Below are 17977 nucleotides of genomic sequence, written 5' to 3'. Positions count from 1 at the left end.
GTCAAGTTTGAACGGCTTAATAATGGATGTGATTAGCTTCATATATTCCCCTTAATACAGTAATCATACCTAGAACTGAAAACCAATGCCCAGTTACGCTCTAAATTGAGAGGTAATCGGGTAACGCCAGTCACGCCCAAAGGCTCGGGTGGTCACGCGAACGCCTGGAGGTGCTTGGCGACGCTTGTATTCATTGAGTTTAATCAGGCGAGTCACTTTTTCTACGCTGTCAGGATCAAATCCAGCGGCGATGATTTGGGCGATAGATTGGTTTTGCTCCATATACCGCTCTACGATGCCATCTAATATTTCGTACGATGGCAAGCTATCTTGATCGGTCTGGTCGGGGCGTAATTCTGCGGAGGGAGCGCGTGTCAAAATCCGCTCCGGAATAATCGGGGCAATACTATTGCGATAGGCGCACAGGCGATAGACCAAAGTTTTGGCAATATCCTTAATGACGGCAAAGCCTCCGGCCATATCTCCGTATAGCGTGCAGTAACCGACAGCCATCTCACTCTTGTTGCCCGTTGTTAAAACTAGGCGACCGGTTTTATTGGAGAGCGCCATCAGAAGAGTGCCTCGCACTCGCGCCTGAATATTCTCTTCAGTAGCATCGAGCTTCAAGCCCTTGAAATGTTCAGCTAAAGCATGCTCTAAAGCATCCACAGGTTCGCTAATCGGAATCTCATCGTATTGAACGCCCAGATTCTGAGCCATTTCCCTGGCATCAATCCAAGAGATGTCAGCGGTGTACCGTGAAGCCATCATGACGGTGCGAACCTTATCGGCACCTAAGGCATCCACCGCAATCGCCAAGACCAATGCAGAGTCAACTCCTCCGGAGAGGCCAATAATGACTCCCGGAAAACGATTTTTCTGAACATAGTCACGCACACCTAAAACCAGTGCTTGGTAAGCCTGGGCTTCTACGCTAGATGGAGTCACTAGAGCTCCTGGCTCCAAATCGGCCGAAGCATTGACATCGACGTAGCCAAGAGCAGTTTCAAACTGCGGCATAGTCATAACCACTTTGCCTGCACTATTTAAAGCAAATGATCCACCATCAAAAACCAATTCATCTTGTCCGCCTACTGCGTTGACATAGACCAAAGGCATCTTACTTACGGCAATCTGTTTGCGTAGCACCTCAATGCGTAAAGATTCCTTTTGGAGGTGATAAGGCGAGGCATTGAGAACTAGCAGCACTTGTGCGCCGGCTGCATGAGCCTGCTTTGCAGGACCAGCATGCCAAGCATCTTCACAAAGAATGAGACCGTACTGAATGCCGGTATTTTCAAAGACACAGGCTTCGTTACCTGGCGTGAAGTAACGCACCTCATCAAATACTTCATGGTTTGGCAATTCTTGTTTGGCATAGCCGGCAATGACTTTGCCATCACGAATGACCGACGCGTAGTTTTGCAAGCCAGCGGCAGTTTTCTTGGGGTGACCAACAATGACAGTCAGCCCTGGAAATTTCTGAAGCTCTAGCATTAAGCAGCTGAGCTCACGATCGGCGGCCTCAATAAAGGCTGGGCGCAGGAGTAAATCTTCTGGAGGGTAGCCGGTGAGCGAGAGCTCTGGCGTCAGAACTAGAGTGGCGCCTTGTGCATAAGCATCTGCGGCAGCTTGAGAGATGAGCTGCGCGTTGCCAGACAAATCACCCAAAAGAGGGTTGATTTGCGCTAGGGCGATTTTTTGCGAGCTCACTCCAAATGACTACGAAATTACTTCTGTGACTTAGTGTAGCCTTCGATGCCGTCCAAAATTTCTTTATGGGCACCAGCAACACCAGTCCAACCTTTGACTTTTACCCACTTACCTTTTTCGAGATCTTTGTAGTGCTCGAAGAAGTGTTGAATTTGGGCGAGGAGCAATTCATTTACATCTTCAGGTTTTTGCAAATGCTTATAGATTGGCAAAATTTTGTCTTCTGGAACAGCCAACAACTTCGCATCTTGTCCGCCTTCATCCTCCATCTCTAACATGCCAATAGCGCGACAGCTCACTACTGAGCCTGGAACTAATGCAAATGGAGTAATGACAAGAACGTCCACAGGATCGCCGTCACCAGCAACCGTCTTAGGTATATAACCGTAGTTGCATGGGTAGTGCATTGCTGTGCCCATGAAGCGATCTACGAAGAGGCAGCCAGTTTCTTTGTCCACTTCATACTTCACCGGATCCGCATTCATTGGGATCTCAATAATGACGTTGAATGATTCTGGGATTTTCTTACCTGGGCTGACCTTGTCGTAACTCATAAATGCTCCGGCTAGTGATTAATGGATACCTCGATATTAGCAAAGAGGGGTGATGAAACTTATTTTAAAGCTTTCCAGCCGACTTAAAAGGGCTCCAAGGGCGCAATTTGGTCGGGGTAAACCTCTATCTGAGTTGGAATGAAAACGCGCAGCAAAGCCGGGCGCTATTTTGCGTTAGTTCAGTCGCTGTTAATCCAGGGTCTCCAAGTAACGCTGTGCATCTAATGCAGCCATACACCCTGTGCCTGCGCTGGTAATCGCTTGGCGATAAATATGATCCTGCACATCGCCCGCTGCAAATACTCCAGGGATATTGGTGGCAGTGGCATTGCCTTCCAATCCAGAGTGAGTCTTTAGGTAGCCATTATTCATATCCAGCTGACCAACAAATAAATCGGTATTCGGTTTGTGGCCAATGGCAATAAAGGCGCCGGTAACGGCAACATCTTCTGTACTGCCATCAGCTTTCTTAATACGAACACCGGTGACACCTTTTTCATCGCCCAAGACTTCGTCAAGGGTGGAGTTCAATTTGAGCTCGACTTTACCTTCGGCAACTTTGGCCATCAGGCGGTCATTGAGGATTGGCTCTGCACGGAATTTATCGCGACGATGAATCACGGTTACTTTTTTGGCAATGCCTGTGAGATAGAGTGCTTCTTCTACAGCCGTATTACCGCCACCGACTACGCAGACATCTTGATTGCGATAAAAGAAGCCATCACATGTTGCGCAACCAGAAACGCCGCGACCCATAAATGCTTCCTCACTTGGAAGGCCAATGTATTGAGCAGAAGCACCTGTTGAAATAATTAAAGCATCGCAGGTGTAAGTACCGGAGTCACCAACTAAGCGGATAGGCTTTTCAGTCAGCGCAGCAGTGTGAATGTGATCAAAGATGATGTTGGTATTAAAGCGCTCCGCATGTTTCAAAAAGCGATCCATGAGCTCTGGCCCTTGAACACCATCTGGATCTGCTGGCCAATTTTCTACATCGGTAGTTGTCATTAATTGACCGCCCTGTGCCAGGCCAGTGATGAGGGTTGGGTTCAAATTAGCGCGGGCAGCGTAAACAGCAGCTGTGTAGCCGGCAGGGCCTGAACCTAGAATGAGGACTTTGGAGTGTTTTGGGGTATTTGTAGTCATCACCAAATTATAGGATTGCTTGATTACAATCGGTGGAACATGGCAAGAACGACATACCCGAAGTCCAAAACCCCTTTAAGTCCCCAGCCCCCTGAGAATCAAGGGCAGGGTAGGATGCCCCGTCTCTTTTTAGAGGCCCGTTGGTTTATCTCCTTTGGCCTTTGTTTGGGTTTATTGGCCATTTTGGTGACTTATTCCAAGGCTGATCCCGCTTGGTCTCATGCCAGTTTTGAGGTTCCTAAGAACCTAGGTGGGCGTTTTGGGGCCTATTTAGCTGATTTATTGCTCTATATTTTCGGTATCTCTGCTTTTTGGTGGGTTGTTCTCTTTGGTCGCCGTGTTCTCAGTGGCTGGCGCGAGCTTTGGAGTATTCCCCTGCCCCTAGACCCAGATACCAAGCCTGACTCCTTATTAATTCGTTGGCTGGGCTTTGGGCTGACTTTATTGAGCAGTATGGCTCTTGAGTCCATCCGCCTGCATTCGTTGACCTGGGAGCTTCCAAGGCCTCCTGGAGGCATTTTGGGGGAACTGATTGGCGATCCCCTGCAAATGACCTTGGGTTTTACTGGCTCAACCCTGGTTTTGCTGTTTACCCTTTGCGCTGGCCTCTCCTTATTCCTCCATTTTTCTTGGCTAGATGTCGCTGAAAAAGTAGGGCGCTCGCTTGAGCTTGCCTACAACCGCTTACGTGAGCGTCGCGATAGTGAAGAGGATCGCAAGCTAGGTGAAGCGGCTGCCGAAGAGCGGGAAGAGTTTGTTGAAGAGTTTCGCGGGCGCGTTGAAATTGCTAAGCCCGTACAGATTGTTCGTACTCCAGTAGAGATTCCAAAGAGCGCTCGAGTTGAGCGTGAGAAGCAGCAACCGCTGTTTGTGGATATCCCTGATTCAGAATTACCGCCTTTAGCTTTGCTTGATCCGGTGCCAGAAGCAAAAGAAACCATTTCAGCAGATGTGCTGGAATTTACATCTCGCCTCATTGAGCGCAAGTTAGCTGAGTTCAATGTAGAAGTGAAAGTCATTGCAGCCTATCCAGGCCCAGTGGTAACCCGTTATGAAATCGATCCTGCTGTTGGTGTGAAGGGCAGCCAGATTGTGAATCTCTCACGTGACTTAGCGCGTTCGTTGGGCGTAGTGAGTATGCGCGTGGTTGAAACTATTCCAGGTAAGACTTGCATGGCTTTGGAATTGCCAAACCCAACACGTCAATCGGTTTACCTTTCTGAGATTTTGAGTTCACAGGTCTACAACGATAGTCATTCCAACTTGACCTTGTCTTTGGGTAAAGATATTTCGGGTAGTCCGATTGTTGCTGACTTGGCAAAGATGCCGCATTGCTTAGTTGCTGGTACGACTGGGGCTGGTAAGTCCGTTGGTATTAATGCCATGATTTTGTCCATTCTCTTTAAGGCCAAGCCCGATGAAGTGCGTCTGATCATGATTGATCCGAAGATGCTCGAGATGGCCATGTACGACAAGATTCCACACCTCTTGTGCCCCGTCGTTACTGATATGAAGCAGGCGTATAACGCTCTCAATTGGGCTGTGAATGAGATGGAGCGTCGCTATAAACTGATGAGTAAGTTTGGTGTACGTAACCTTGCTGGATTTAATAAAAAGATATTAGAAGCGGAAGAAAAAGGCGAGAAGCTCACCAATCCATTTAGTTTGACTCCAGATGATCCGGAGCCAATCTACAAGGCGCCAGTAATTGTGATCGTGATAGATGAGTTGGCTGACTTAATGATGGTCTCCGGCAAGAAGATTGAAGAGTTGATTGCACGTATTGCACAAAAGGCTCGTGCTGCAGGCATTCACTTGGTATTGGCAACTCAACGTCCAAGCGTGGATGTGATTACTGGCCTCATTAAGGCCAACGTACCAACCCGTATTTCTTTCCAGGTAAGTTCAAAAATTGATAGCCGCACCATCCTAGACCAACAGGGCGCTGAAGCATTACTTGGCATGGGTGACATGCTGTACATGGCTCCGGGTACCGGTTTGCCGGTTCGCGTTCATGGCGCCTTTGTTTCTGATGATGAAGTTCATCGTGTGGTGGAGTGGCTCAAAGAGAAGGGTGGGGCCAACTACATTGACGGCGTTCTGGAAGGTGCCGATGAGTCCACGATTGATGCATTGACTGGTGAAGGTGGCGGAGAAGCCGATCCTTTATACGATCAGGCAGTTGCTATTGTTCTAGAAAATAAGCGCCCATCAATCTCCTTGGTTCAGCGTCACTTGCGCATTGGTTATAACCGTGCAGCACGCTTGCTTGAGGATATGGAAAAAGCTGGCTTAGTTTCGAAAATGGGTAATGGCGGTAATCGCGAAATCCTTCATCGTCCTTCGGAATAAGGCGATTCCCTTGCGCAGACTTTTCTTGGCAGCAGCTTTAGGGCTCACAATTCTTTTATCTTCAAACTTGGTTATTGCGGAGGGTGAGAGTGGGGCTGAGCAGTTGCGTCAGTTTGTGCGCAATTCCAAAACCGCTGAAGGGGAATTTGTGCAGCAGCAGTTGCGCGCACCCAAAGCAAATGAATCCCAAGACAAAGGTTTAAAAGTGGTTCGCCAAACACAAGGGCGTTTTGTGTTTCAGCGTCCAGGCCGATTTATTTGGGATACCCAAAAACCATACGAGCAAAAACTGATTGCCGATGGCAAGCAACTCATTATGTGGGATAAGGATTTGAATCAAGCTACCTTCAGGCCTGCTGGTCAAGCTTTAGCAGCCACTCCAGCCGCAATCCTATTTGGTGAAACTTCCCTAGACCAGCATTTTGATTTAGTTGAAGGCGAAGATCGTCTGGGCATGAAATGGGTTGCTCTTGTACCCAAGAAAAACCCAAATACAAAAAATGGTAATGACTTGCCATACACCAAGATCTCAGTTGGAATGACTAATAGCTTACCAAAAGCATTAGAGCTGATAGATGGTCTAGGTAGCGTGGTATTGGTGACTTTAGACAAGATCCAGCTCAACGTGAATCTACCCGCCAATCGCTTTACCTTTGTACCTCCTGCCGGTGCAGAAGTCTTGCGCTTAAACTAACGTACATACCCATTAATTAATAGAGCATCACATGATTGATCCGCAATTACTCCGTAAAGATATCGCAGCCGTTGCCGCTCGTTTGGCAACTCGAAAATTTCAATTGGATGTTGAGAAGTTCAACACTTTAGAGTCCGAACGCAAATCTTTACAAACGCGTACTGAAGAATTGCAAGCTAAACGTAACCAACTGGCTAAAGCTATTGGTATGAAAAAAGGCAAAGGCGAAGAAGCTGCTGCCGAGATGGCTGAAGCAACGCAGATTAACGTGGATATGGAATCAGGAGCAGCACGTTTAGCAATTTTGCAGGTAGAGATTGTAGATTTCTTAATGGGTATTCCGAATTTGCCGGATGAAGCGGTTCCCGTAGGTAAAAACGAGACCGAGAATAAGGAAGTGAAGCGTTGGGGCGCGATCCCAGAGTTTTCATTTCCCGTGAAGGACCATGTCGACTTGGGTGCGCCATTAGGGCTTGATTTTGAATCGGCTGCAAAGATTAGTGGCTCACGTTTTGTAGTTCTTAAGGGGCCTGTTGCCAGATTGCATCGCGCCTTAGCGCAATTCATGATTGACTTGCATACAACTCAGCACGGTTACGAGGAGCTCTATGTTCCTTTGATGGTGAATGCTGCATCTATGCGTGGTACTGGTCAGCTACCTAAGTTTGAAGAGGATCTATTTAAGGTTCCTCGCCAGATGGGTGGTGAAGACGGGGCAGGCGAAGCAAAAGTTGAAAATTTTTATTTGATTCCAACGGCAGAAGTACCTGTTACCAATTTAGTACGTGACACGATTACTGCGGCCGAAGAGTTGCCATTGAAATTTGCTGCTCATACTCCATGCTTTAGATCTGAGGCCGGAAGCTATGGCCGTGACGTGCGTGGCATGATTCGTCAGCACCAGTTCGAAAAGGTAGAGCTCGTACAGATTGCAAAGCCAGAAGAGTCAATGCAGTTGCTTGAAGAATTAACTTCGCATGCAGAAAAGGTGTTGGAGCTACTTGAATTGCCATATCGAAAAGTATTGCTCTGCACGGGCGATATGGGTTTTGGCAGCACCAAAACGTATGACCTTGAAGTATGGATCCCATCACAAAATGCTTACCGTGAGATTAGCTCTTGCTCCAATATGGGCGATTTCCAAGCTAGACGCATGCAAGCAAGATATAAAGCTGGTCAAGGTAAGCCGGAGTTAGTGCATACCTTGAATGGTTCTGGTCTTGCAGTGGGCAGAACTGGCGTTGCTCTTCTGGAGAACTGCCAGCAGGCTGATGGCAGTATCGCCATTCCGAAAGCATTGCGACCTTACTTAGGTGGCTTAGAGGTATTAAAGCCCCACTAACAGTAAGAGCGGGAAATTAAGAAATCCCCGAAAGCTATAATCGCTGTTCGGTTCGGAGAGGTGGCAGAGTGGTCGAATGTACCTGACTCGAAATCAGGCGTAGGGTCAAACCTACCGTGGGTTCGAATCCCACCCTCTCCGCCAACTAGATTCTGTATTTGTAAATGTAGAGACGACATTCATAAAGCCCCGCCATGACGTGGGGCTTTTTTATTTCAAAGGAGCATTACTGTTGCAATCAAGCCGCCAAGTACTTCATGATGTTTTTGGCTTTGATCAATTTCGAGGCGCTCAAGAATCGATTGTTGCTCATGTAGTCGCAGGTGGGGATGCTTTAGTCCTCATGCCTACTGGCGCTGGTAAGTCGCTGTGCTATCAGATTCCCTCCCTGGTTCGTCGCGGTGTGGGAGTAGTGGTTTCACCCTTAATTGCACTGATGCAAGATCAAGCCGATGCGTTAATCCAGTTGGGTGTGAAGGCTTCGTTTCTCAACTCTAGTCTCGATGCGGCCACCTCTCAACAGGTGACTACTCAATTGCTGGCAGGAGATCTTGATTTAATCTACGTAGCGCCTGAGCGTCTTATGAGCTCTAGCTTTCTATCAATACTGGATAGACTTAATGCAGGCCCCGGAATTGCATTATTTGCTATTGATGAGGCGCACTGCGTTTCGCAATGGGGTCATGATTTCCGCCCAGAATATCGCCAACTTACCGTTCTGCATGAGCGATTTCCGAAGGTGCCCCGTATCGCCTTAACGGCTACTGCGGATGCGCCAACCCGAGCAGAAATTGTGGAACGTCTATCACTAGAATCGGCCGAGCAGTTTGTCTCTAGCTTTGATCGCCCTAATATTAAGTATCGAGTGCTTCAAAAGCAGAGTGCCAAACAACAGCTAGAGTACTTTTTAGATGCTGAGCATGCCGATGACTCAGGCATTATTTATTGCCTATCGCGTCGCAGTGTAGAAGAGACGGCGCAATGGTTGCAAGACCGCGGGTGGGATGCAATGGCCTATCACGCTGGCTTAAGTGTAGAAACACGCAGCGCTAATCAAAAACGCTTCTTGCGTGAAGAAGGCGTCATCATGGTCGCAACCGTAGCGTTTGGTATGGGTATTGATAAACCCAACGTCCGCTTCGTAGCTCATCTGGATCTCCCTAAAAGCATGGAAGGCTATTACCAAGAAACTGGACGAGCAGGGCGTGACGGCTTACCTGCAAATGCCTGGATGGCCTACGGATTTGGGGATGTGGTGAGCTTACGGCAAATGGTGGACTCTGGCGAAGCATCTGAAGACCGTAAACGAGTGGAGCGCCAAAAACTCAATGCTTTACTGGGCTATTGCGAATCCACAACCTGTCGACATCAAACAATCCTGCGCTACTTTGGAGAGATGCATGCTGGTAGTTGTGGTAACTGCGACAACTGTCTAGAGTCAGTATCAACTTGGAATGCCACCCAGGAAGTGCAAAAAGCATTGTCATGTGTATATCGTACGGGTCAGCGTTTTGGCGTGACCCACCTAATCGATGTGCTTTTGGGTAAAGTGACCTCTAGAGTTAAGCAATATTTTCATGAGCAAGTAAGCACATTTGGTATTGGTGCAGAACTGAATCAGGCCCAATGGAATAGCATCTATCGCCAATTGGTAGCGGGCGGTTATTTAGATGCTGATATTGCATTGCATGGTGGCTTAAAGTTAGTAGACAGCATTGCTTTGCCGGTGCTGCGTGGAGAACAAGAGGTTTGGCTGAGAAAAGAAACGGGCTACTCCAAAAACAAGCTCACAAAGCCCGGAACAAGAAAGGGTTCTACGCATCCCTTTAGCAATATTGCGGATGAAAACCTGTGGGAGGCGCTCAAGGCTAAGCGGACTGAGCTAGCCCGTGAACAGGGGGTGCCCCCCTATGTGATTTTTCATGACAGCACATTGCAGGAGATGGTTAAATCCATGCCAACCACCTTAGATCAATTCAGTCGCATTAGTGGGGTCGGGCAAGCTAAGCTGGAGCGCTATGGTGAATACTTTATTCAAGTCATTCAGGAGGCGCTAGAGGTCAATAAGCCCCAACCAGCTACCTGAGGTTGCCCACCACAATCTGCAGCACCTGCAGGATGAGCAGTAGAGCAAGTGGCGATAAATCTAAGGCGCCAAAGTTGGGTATTGCCTTCCTAACTGGGGTGAGCAGGGGGTCAACTAATAGCGAGACTAAGAACTGAATTTGAGTCCCTGCACCAACCCAAGAAAGAATGATGCTGGCAAAAAATAGGCCAACTAGAACTGATAGAACAAGATCAAGTAGATCAATCAATGCAAGTGCTAACCAAGAGATATCCATCGAGGTGGCGCCAGAGATAAATAGCAGGATCGCAATCTTGCACAAAATTAAAAGATAGGCTGCAACACAACTCGCTAGATCAAAGCGACCAATGCTGGGTATGAAGCGCCTTAGTGGAAGGACGATCCAATTGCTTAAGGGCAAAATATAAGTACCAATGGACTTACTTTGCCCTGCGCCTAAATTAAAGGCAAGCCACTGTAAATAGCAGCGTAAAAGGCAAGCTCCCGCAACAATGCTAACGAGTACCTGAAGAATGAGATTGGCGATTTGTATCAACATTGAGACATTGTAGGGTGTTTAAACCGCAGGGGATCAGCGGCATTGTTCAATTGGTGCCACAATTGTATGTAGAAAATTCAATTACTAGGAGCAGCCGTGCTCGATTCACTTTTATTTAGTCGTATTCAGTTTGGCGCGAATATTTCTTTTCATATTCTCTTTCCAACCATTTCGATTGCGCTGGGGTGGTTTCTCTTCTTTTTTAAGATTCAGCATATCCGAACTGGCTTGGACTATTGGCTTGAGGCCTATCAGTTTTGGGTCAAGATTTTTGCTCTGACCTTTGCCTTGGGTGTGGTCAGTGGCATCACGATGAGTTTTCAGTTTGGTACGAACTGGCCTGGCTATATGGAGACTGTAGGCAATATTGCAGGACCATTGCTAGCCTACGAAGTGTTAACAGCATTTTTTCTTGAGGCCACCTTCTTGGGTGTGATGTTGTTTGGTGCCAAGCGGGTATCTCCCTTGGTGCATACCATTGCAACATTTTTAGTGGCTTTTGGAACCAGTCTTTCTGCGTTTTGGATCATTGCTTTAAATTCTTGGATGCAAACCCCGCAAGGTTTCATCATGATTGATGGCAGAGCGCATGCGGTCGATTGGATGGCAATTATTTTTAATCCATCTATGCCTTACCGTTTGGGGCATATGTTGCTAGCCTCATTTTTAACTGTCTCATTCTTTTTGGCAGGCATTTCTGCTTACCGCTATTTACGCAATAGTCGCTCACCGGCTAATTTTCTGGTGATGAAGATCTCGCTTACTGTAGCCGCTGTTTTAATCCCTATTCAGATCATGTTAGGTGATGCGCACGGACTGAATACGCTTCACCATCAGCCTGCCAAGCTTGCTGCCATGGAGGGTATATGGGAGGGTGGTACCGGCGTTCCCGCTGTCATTTTTGGAATACCTAATCAACAAACTCGCACCAATGATTATGAGATCAGTATTCCGAAGTTGGCATCCTTATATCTCACGCATAGCTGGGATGGTGAGGTAAAAGGATTGGATCAATTCGGGGACAAGATTCCACCGGTCGCCCCAGTGTTTTTTGCCTTTCGGGTGATGGTTGGTGTCGGTGTATTGATGTTGATATTTTCGTGGCTAGCGCGTTGGCAATTGCGGCAAGATCGACAACTACCTAGATTGATGGCAAAAGCACTGGTATTAATGACCTTCTCTGGTTGGGTAGCCGTATTAGCAGGTTGGTATGTCACTGAGATTGGGCGGCAGCCCTACCTTGTTACGGGCGTGTTGACCACTGCTCAAGCAGTAACTACTTTGCCCTCGAGCATGGTCTTTTCGACGCTATTCGCTTATCTGACTCTTTATGTGGGGCTGCTGTTAGCCTATATTTGGGCGGTGTTTTATTTAGCCCGCCAAGCAGACAGTCAGGATACTCATGGTCAATTGACCCCTAAGAAATCAGACTCCTCTTTTAGCCCCTTTGGCGCTTAACCTATGAACACCATGGACCTTACTCAGGCTGCAGTCTGGCTACCTCTATTTTTCTTTGTTGCGATGGGCATCGCCATGCTCTCTTATGTTGTTTTGGATGGCTATGACTTGGGCATTGGAATGCTTCTCAACCGTGGTACTGATGCCGAGAAAGATATGATGATTGCATCCATTGGTCCTTTTTGGGATGCCAATGAAACATGGATCGTCTTGGGTGTCGGCCTATTGTTGGTTGCCTTTCCTTTGGCGCATGGTGTGATTTTGACTGAGCTGTATTTGCCAGTTGCCGCTATGTTGCTTGGACTGATTCTGAGGGGGGTATCTTTTGACTTTAGGGTCAAAGTGAATATCGAGCAAAAGCCATTGTGGAACTTGCTGTTTTACATCGGTAGCCTGGTTGCTTCTGTATCTCAAGGAATCATGATTGGACGCTTGATCGTGGGATTTGATTCTGGAGCACTAGGGTGGTTATTTTCTGTATTGGTGGGTTTGTGTTTGCCCGCTGGCTATGCGCTTCTCGGCTCTACTTGGTTAATCTTAAAGGCCGAGGGAGAACTCCAGAATAAAGCATTTCGATGGGCAAAGATCAGCTTATGGCTAACTGGATTTGGTGTCGCCTTGGTATCCATTGCGACCCCGTATTTCAGTCCTGAAATCATGCATAAGTGGTTTGCTTGGCCTCAAATCATCTGGCTATCTCCAGTGCCTATTGCCACTGGTTTTTTCTTTATCTTTACCTACCGATTTATTAGAGCGCTGGAAGAAGGAAAGACTGATAAAGAGTGGCTACCATTTGCTAGTGTCGTTGCTATATTTTGGCTTTCTTTTTTTGGTATTGCCTACAGTATTTTTCCGTATGTCATTATTGGAAAAATGACCTTGTGGCAAGCCGCCGCAGCAACCGAGTCTTTATGGGTCATTTTCTGGGGCGCAATTGTGGTGTTGCCAACCATCTTGGGTTACACCCTGTTTTCTTATCGTATCTTTAAGGGTAAGGCTACAGCGCTGACATATTATTAATGAGCTATGGAGCTTAGTCGCTGAAGGTCACAACATGATCGGCGACTAGGTGTATGCCAATCTTTTCACCGATCGCATGATCGTGATGGCTGGGTACAAAGGCGAATATTTCAGTGCCAGACGTTAGTTTGAGTGTGTACAGAAAGTCTGCGCCCCTAAAGGTTTTGCGCACTACCTCTGCTAGCAAGGTGCTATGGTCATCATGTTGAATATCATCAGCGCGCAAAAGTACTTCAATTTCTTTTCCAATTTCTTTGCTGCGATCTTCTTCTAGATCCAGCTCGCCTAACTCAATCTTCACTTTGTTGTTGGCTTGAACAACACCTTTAACAAATACTCCACGGCCGATGAAGTCTGCAATATAGCGATTGGCGGGCTTGTGATAAAGCTCATATGGGACATCCCATTGAAGTACTTTGCCATCTGTCATGACCCCAACCTTATCGGCAATTGCAAAGGCCTCAAATTGATCGTGAGTCACTAGCAGGGCGGTAATGTTATTTACCTTGAGTAGTTCTCGCATCTCACCTGCAAGACGTTCCCTCAATTCAATATCTAAACTGGAAAAGGGTTCATCTAGCAGGATTAGGTCAGGCTCTGGAGCCATGGCTCTAGCTAGCGCTACACGCTGCTGCTGACCACCGCTGAGCTCATGAGGGTAAGCATCAGCCTTATCAGCGAGCGACACTCGCTTGAGCCACTCGGTTGCCACTGAAGATCTTTGCTTGCTAGGCAAGTATTGCAAGCCAAAGGCAATATTTTCTAAAACGTTCAAATGGGGAAAGAGCGCAAAGTCCTGAAAGACCATGCCAATTTTTCTTTGGTTTGGCGGGAGATGGGTGGAGGCAGAGCTCACAACCCGATCTCGTAGGAGGATTTCTCCTGCTTTAACGGGCTCGAAGCCGCAAATAGCTCTTAAGACGGTTGATTTGCCACAACCGGACGATCCCAATAAACAGCCAATCTCACCTTGGGCAAGATCCAGATTAAGGTCTTTAACCGCGATAACGCGACCTTGACGATCCCGACTTGGATAGTCGATTTCCAGCTGTTGGATCGAAAGTAGTGCGCGAGCGGAGTTCATCCCTATAATTTTCTCATTAATACTGATGTTCAATGCTGGTGGTTTAATGCATAGCTAGAGTCTAAACGGATTGTCGATTTCATGAATCGTATTGTGGTGCCACTTGCCCTGTTGTTATTTTTGCCTTTATTTGGCTTGGCAGCGCCATTCCTGTTTCCTGGAAATGATCAGCTGACTACAGGCACTCTGAGTCATTTATGGAACTTTGTACTGGGTGGATACATTGCATCAACCTTAGTTCTTATTCTTGGTGTTGGAGTAGGGGTATTTATTCTCGGAGTGGGAAATGCTTGGATCATCGCTAGTTATGATTTCCCTGGTAAGAAAGTATTTGAGTGGGCGCTCATCTTGCCTTTGGCCGTACCCACTTATGTCATGGCTTACCTCTTTGTTGATCTCTTGCAATTTTCGGGACCAATCCAGAGCACTCTTCGCGACGTGCTTAGAATGGACTCCCTCTGGTTCTTTCCAGATCCAAGATCGTTGAGTGGGGCTATCTGGTCTTTCTCCTTCTGCCTCTTTCCCTATGTCTACCTGATTACGCGCACAGCATTCTTAGAGCGCAGCGGGCGATTGATTGAAGTTTCAGAAACGCTTGGCTACAGTTCGCTGCAAGGTTTTATGAAATTGGTATTGCCCATGGCAAGACCAGCTATCTTCGCTGGCATGGCGCTGGCACTCATGGAGGTGTTGGCCGATTTTGGTGCCGTGTCCTACTTTGGTGTACAGACCTTTGCAACAGGTATCTTCAAGGCTTGGCTTTCTTTTGGCGACCGTATAGCTGCTGTGCAACTTGCTCTTGGTCTTTTAAGTTTTGTTCTACTCATCTTTTTTATCGAGCAAAGTAGCCGTTCAAAATTGCGATATGCCTCTTCAACACGGGGTAAGCCGATTGCGGAGTTACTGCAAGGTAAGAAAGCTCTTTTTGCTTTTGTATTTTGTGGTACTACCTTGCTATGTGGATTTTTACTGCCAGCATTTGCACTTTTGCAACTCCTGATTAAGCAAGGTCTTGCGATCGATATTCGATATTTAGATTGGCTGGGTAATTCTTTATTCGTTTCGATCATCACAGCACTCATCTCAGTTGTACTTGCAGTATTTTTTGCTTACTCCGTTCGAATGAATTCCCGCTTGAGCTGGGTGAATCGATTGCTTGGTTTTGGTTATGCGCTACCTGGTGCAGTTTTGGCCATCGGCATCCTCTCATTTTTAGAAATCTTTCAACTGGCTTGGTGGATGTCTGCCAGCATATTGGTGCTGGTCTACGCTTACCTGGTCCGCTTTCTTTCCTCTAGTTTGCAAAGTGTAGAAGCGGGGCTCGCACGCATCACACCATCTATGGATGCCTCAGCAGCCCTGTTAGGCCTTTCAAGAATGCAAATTCTGAAGCGCGTTCATGTGCCCTTGTTAAAGCCTAGCCTCATCACGGCAGGCCTCTTTGTCTTTGTGGATGTTATGAAGGAGTTGCCGGCAACGCTCCTATTACGCCCGTTTAACTTTGATACCTTAGCCGTGGCAACCTATCAGTTGGCAGCGGATGAGCGCTTGGCTGAGCTCGCCTTGCCTTCTTTAACCATTGTGTTAGTCGGGCTTTTCCCGGTTTTAATGCTTTCTAGGGTCATCTCCAAGTCCTAATTGATAATCATTCGTATTTGTGATACATTGGAATTTCTCTAATTCTGATTGCAAATACGGTAATGGCAACTCAAAAAATACATCAATTCCTAGGCGCCACTGCGTTCATGCTGAGCGGCTTTTTATCTTTACCATTGCATGCCCAGGAAGCAAAGGAGTTAAATCTCTACTCCGCTCGTCACTACCAAACTGATGAAGCGCTCTATAGTAATTTCACAAAAAAGACGGGGATCAAGATCAACCGCATTGAGGCTGATGACAATGCTTTGGCAGAGAGACTCAAAAGCGAAGGCGCTAACAGTCCAGCAGATGTGATTTTGATGGTGGATGCAGCGCGCTTATGGCGCGCACAAATTGACGGCTTCTTCAAACCAATTCATTCAAAATATTTAGAGGGTCGCATCCCAGTAAACCTGCGGTCCAAGCCTGAAGCGGAAGGATCAACCTGGTTTGGCTTTTCAACAAGAGCGCGTCTCGTGGTCTACAACAAAGCAAAAGTAAATCCACAAGACGTTGATACTTATGAGAAGTTAGCTGAGCTCATGAACAAGGGTAAGGTATGTACGCGCTCAGCTGCCCATCCCTATATGTTGTCATTGATCGGAGCCATGATTGAGCGTCGCGGGGAGGCTGCTACCGAAGAGTGGGCTAAGGGTATGGTGGCCAATATGGCTAGGCCTCCAAGGGGTGGCGATACCGATCAAATTAAAGCGGTTGCCTCAGGCGAATGTGGGGTAGCTTTAACAAACTCCTATTACTTAGTGAGGCTTTTGCGCTCAACTAAGCCCGAAGACCAGGCGATTGTTTCTAAGATTGGATTTGTTTGGCCAAACCAGCAGACTTCTGGCACACATATCAATATCGCAGGTGGTGGAGTCGCTAGGAATGCGCCGCATTCACAGGCTGCCATTCAGTTTCTCGAATACCTAGCCAGTGATTCTGCGCAAGAGTACTTTGCTAACGGCAATAACGAATGGCCGGCAGTGAAATCAGTCAAGATTGAAAATGAAGGACTGAAAATGTTGGGGCCATTTAAGGCTGAAAATGTTTCTGTTGCCGCGATTGGCAGGAATCAAATTGCCGCACAGCGTTTGCTTGATCGAGTTGGGTATAAGTGAAATTTATTTTCTAGGCTTAAAAGATAGCTAGAATAGTTTCATTCTTCAAAAGATCTGGATCTTAATATGAAAGCCCTCTCGCTTGCCCTAGTCCTTGCTGTTTCAATCGCGATGGTTGCTTGTGCAACACCGCCGAGTGAGTTTGGTGTCTATCGACAATCCGATGGAACAGTTGGGGTGCATGCCCCTAAATCCGCTAAAGATACTGAGGCTCAGGCGGCCGCAGCAGAAGAGTGCAAAAAACTAGGAAAGCGGGGCGCTACTATTGTCGAAACTCGTAAAACAGTGAACGACCGCTTTCCTATGACCTACATTTTTGTATGTACCGCCTATTAAGTTACAGCTGCTTAGCTAAGCAGCCATTTCTTAATTGACTTGTTTACACACATTGCATCTAAAGCTAATCCAAAGAACTCTGAGCCATTAGTAACCATGCTCTCAATGGCTTCAACCTTGCCCGATTTCACGCCACGCAAATACGTTGCTGCGCGATAGCGTAGAAAGTGTTCATTCTCACCTTCTTCGTTATCTGTTGAGCAGATTTCAAGGCTGCCATAACGGGTTTCTGGGTTGATGTTCAGAATAGAAAGGCCTAATGCGCCAATGAGCTTTTCTGGAACGGGAATCGGAACATAAGAGTAGAGGGAGACCAATTGCTCTTGTTCGTCGACCTCAATAATGTGATCAACATCAAACACATCTTTTTCTGTCAACTCAGTTTCGCCAGAATCGCCGCCACCAAAGGTAGACTCAAATTGCAACATCGCGGTATTACTATCTTTGGAGATTTCAATCATGTCAGGGTAGCCAAGCAGGCCTTTCCACCAGTACATCAATGAGAAAGTGCAGGGTTTAACTTCAACTAAACCCTTGCTAGTTGACTTGGCAAAGTACAGGCCGTAGAACTCATCATCTTCATCGAGTCCATACTGATCGACTTTCAGCTTCTTTGGTGCGGCCGCTTTAGAAGATTTCTTGGTAGCTTTCTTTGGGGCGGGTTTTTTGGCTACCGACTTCTTTGCCGCTACTTTGTTAACTGCCTTTTTAGCCACTGGTTTTTTAGCGATCGCTTTTTTAACGACCGGCTTCTTTGTTACTGGTTTTTTCACTACCTTTTTTACAGCCTTTTTTGCTACCACTTTCTTGGCGGCAACTTTTTTAACGGCTTTCTTTGCAGGGGCTTTTTTTACCACCTTAGTAGCTACTTTCTTTTTTGCTGGAGACTTCTTTGTAG

15 protein-coding genes and 1 tRNA gene are annotated in these 17977 nt (G+C 47.0%); 10 read left to right on the top strand and 6 right to left on the bottom strand.

Annotated features, from left to right (window positions below):
* Positions 1-93: 93 nt before the first annotated feature.
* From B7Y67_RS04440 to trxB, 3 genes are all read right to left on the bottom strand, one after another.
* Complete coding sequence (locus tag B7Y67_RS04440; protein ID WP_293597555.1) at positions 94-1713, bottom strand: NAD+ synthase; 1620 nt, start codon at positions 1711-1713, stop codon at positions 94-96.
* Between the two features lie 17 nt (positions 1714-1730).
* Positions 1731-2267 carry an inorganic diphosphatase gene (ppa, locus tag B7Y67_RS04435; protein ID WP_293597554.1) on the bottom strand — a complete coding sequence of 179 codons (537 nt, stop codon included), beginning with the start codon at positions 2265-2267 and terminating at the stop codon, positions 1731-1733.
* A 189-nt stretch (positions 2268-2456) separates the two neighbouring features.
* Positions 2457-3413 carry a thioredoxin-disulfide reductase gene (trxB, locus tag B7Y67_RS04430; protein ID WP_293597553.1) on the bottom strand — a complete coding sequence of 319 codons (957 nt, stop codon included), beginning with the start codon at positions 3411-3413 and terminating at the stop codon, positions 2457-2459.
* Between the two features lie 39 nt (positions 3414-3452).
* On the opposite strand from trxB, the gene B7Y67_RS04425 reads away from it, so the two are divergent.
* The 5 genes from B7Y67_RS04425 to recQ all read left to right on the top strand — a co-directional run bounded on the left by B7Y67_RS04425 (position 3453) and on the right by recQ (position 9887).
* Positions 3453-5765 (top strand): DNA translocase FtsK, encoded by a 2313-nt coding sequence (locus tag B7Y67_RS04425; protein ID WP_293597552.1) that lies wholly within the window; start codon positions 3453-3455, stop codon positions 5763-5765.
* A complete protein-coding gene (locus tag B7Y67_RS04420; RefSeq protein ID WP_293597551.1) occupies positions 5725-6459 on the top strand; it encodes an outer membrane lipoprotein carrier protein LolA in 735 nt (244 codons plus the stop codon). The genes B7Y67_RS04425 and B7Y67_RS04420 overlap by 41 nt, the downstream gene beginning before the upstream one ends.
* A 31-nt stretch (positions 6460-6490) precedes the next feature.
* Positions 6491-7801 (top strand): serine--tRNA ligase, encoded by a 1311-nt coding sequence (gene serS, locus B7Y67_RS04415; protein WP_293597550.1) that lies wholly within the window; start codon positions 6491-6493, stop codon positions 7799-7801.
* Between the two features lie 54 nt (positions 7802-7855).
* Positions 7856-7945, top strand: a tRNA-Ser gene (locus B7Y67_RS04410).
* Positions 7946-8033: 88 nt separating this feature from the next.
* Positions 8034-9887: a DNA helicase RecQ gene (gene recQ, locus B7Y67_RS04405; RefSeq protein WP_293597549.1), complete on the top strand. Its 1854-nt coding sequence runs from the start codon at positions 8034-8036 to the stop codon at positions 9885-9887.
* Here the strand turns inward: recQ and B7Y67_RS04400 are convergent.
* On the bottom strand, positions 9880-10425 hold the full coding sequence (locus tag B7Y67_RS04400) for a YggT family protein (protein WP_293597548.1): 546 nt from the start codon (positions 10423-10425) through the stop codon (positions 9880-9882). The genes recQ and B7Y67_RS04400 overlap by 8 nt on opposite strands.
* 96 nt (positions 10426-10521) lie before the next feature.
* Between B7Y67_RS04400 and B7Y67_RS04395 the strand changes: the two genes are divergently transcribed.
* Both B7Y67_RS04395 and B7Y67_RS04390 read left to right on the top strand, forming a co-directional pair.
* Positions 10522-11883 (top strand): cytochrome ubiquinol oxidase subunit I, encoded by a 1362-nt coding sequence (locus tag B7Y67_RS04395; protein WP_293597547.1) that lies wholly within the window; start codon positions 10522-10524, stop codon positions 11881-11883.
* A gap of 3 nt (positions 11884-11886) precedes the next feature.
* Complete coding sequence (locus tag B7Y67_RS04390) at positions 11887-12903, top strand: cytochrome d ubiquinol oxidase subunit II (RefSeq protein WP_293597546.1); 1017 nt, start codon at positions 11887-11889, stop codon at positions 12901-12903.
* A 13-nt stretch (positions 12904-12916) separates the two neighbouring features.
* Here B7Y67_RS04390 and B7Y67_RS04385 read toward each other — a convergent pair whose 3' ends face one another.
* Positions 12917-13987 (bottom strand): ABC transporter ATP-binding protein, encoded by a 1071-nt coding sequence (locus tag B7Y67_RS04385; protein WP_293597545.1) that lies wholly within the window; start codon positions 13985-13987, stop codon positions 12917-12919.
* A gap of 81 nt (positions 13988-14068) precedes the next feature.
* On the opposite strand from B7Y67_RS04385, the gene B7Y67_RS04380 reads away from it, so the two are divergent.
* The 3 genes from B7Y67_RS04380 to B7Y67_RS04370 all read left to right on the top strand — a co-directional run bounded on the left by B7Y67_RS04380 (position 14069) and on the right by B7Y67_RS04370 (position 17079).
* Positions 14069-15625 carry an iron ABC transporter permease gene (locus B7Y67_RS04380; RefSeq protein ID WP_293597544.1) on the top strand — a complete coding sequence of 519 codons (1557 nt, stop codon included), beginning with the start codon at positions 14069-14071 and terminating at the stop codon, positions 15623-15625.
* A 107-nt stretch (positions 15626-15732) separates the two neighbouring features.
* Positions 15733-16743 carry an extracellular solute-binding protein gene (locus B7Y67_RS04375; protein WP_293597556.1) on the top strand — a complete coding sequence of 337 codons (1011 nt, stop codon included), beginning with the start codon at positions 15733-15735 and terminating at the stop codon, positions 16741-16743.
* A gap of 66 nt (positions 16744-16809) precedes the next feature.
* Positions 16810-17079 carry a hypothetical protein gene (locus B7Y67_RS04370; RefSeq protein ID WP_293597543.1) on the top strand — a complete coding sequence of 90 codons (270 nt, stop codon included), beginning with the start codon at positions 16810-16812 and terminating at the stop codon, positions 17077-17079.
* A gap of 11 nt (positions 17080-17090) precedes the next feature.
* Here B7Y67_RS04370 and B7Y67_RS04365 read toward each other — a convergent pair.
* Positions 17091-17977, bottom strand: an 887-nt coding sequence (locus tag B7Y67_RS04365) for a hypothetical protein (RefSeq protein WP_293597542.1), incomplete at its 5' end; no start/stop codon positions are given.

The sequence above is a fragment of the Polynucleobacter sp. 35-46-11 genome (assembly GCF_002281105.1).
Note: the sequence above shows the minus strand (reverse complement) of the source record. Positions and strands in the feature narration are given on the sequence as shown.

What these genes read in the sequence shown, in the direction of transcription:
- ppa (WP_293597554.1), bottom strand. Translation starts at nt 2,267, where the DNA reads ATGAGTTACGACAAGGTCAGCCCAGGTAAGAAAATCCCAGAATCATTC.
- trxB (WP_293597553.1), bottom strand. Translation starts at nt 3,413, where the DNA reads ATGACTACAAATACCCCAAAACACTCCAAAGTCCTCATTCTAGGTTCA.
- B7Y67_RS04425 (WP_293597552.1), top strand. Translation starts at nt 3,453, where the DNA reads ATGGCAAGAACGACATACCCGAAGTCCAAAACCCCTTTAAGTCCCCAG.
- B7Y67_RS04420 (WP_293597551.1), top strand. Translation starts at nt 5,725, where the DNA reads ATGGCGGTAATCGCGAAATCCTTCATCGTCCTTCGGAATAAGGCGATT.
- serS (WP_293597550.1), top strand. Translation starts at nt 6,491, where the DNA reads ATGATTGATCCGCAATTACTCCGTAAAGATATCGCAGCCGTTGCCGCT.
- B7Y67_RS04400 (WP_293597548.1), bottom strand. Translation starts at nt 10,425, where the DNA reads ATGTTGATACAAATCGCCAATCTCATTCTTCAGGTACTCGTTAGCATT.
- B7Y67_RS04390 (WP_293597546.1), top strand. Translation starts at nt 11,887, where the DNA reads ATGAACACCATGGACCTTACTCAGGCTGCAGTCTGGCTACCTCTATTT.
- B7Y67_RS04385 (WP_293597545.1), bottom strand. Translation starts at nt 13,987, where the DNA reads ATGAACTCCGCTCGCGCACTACTTTCGATCCAACAGCTGGAAATCGAC.
- B7Y67_RS04380 (WP_293597544.1), top strand. Translation starts at nt 14,069, where the DNA reads ATGAATCGTATTGTGGTGCCACTTGCCCTGTTGTTATTTTTGCCTTTA.
- B7Y67_RS04375 (WP_293597556.1), top strand. Translation starts at nt 15,733, where the DNA reads ATGCTGAGCGGCTTTTTATCTTTACCATTGCATGCCCAGGAAGCAAAG.
- B7Y67_RS04370 (WP_293597543.1), top strand. Translation starts at nt 16,810, where the DNA reads ATGAAAGCCCTCTCGCTTGCCCTAGTCCTTGCTGTTTCAATCGCGATG.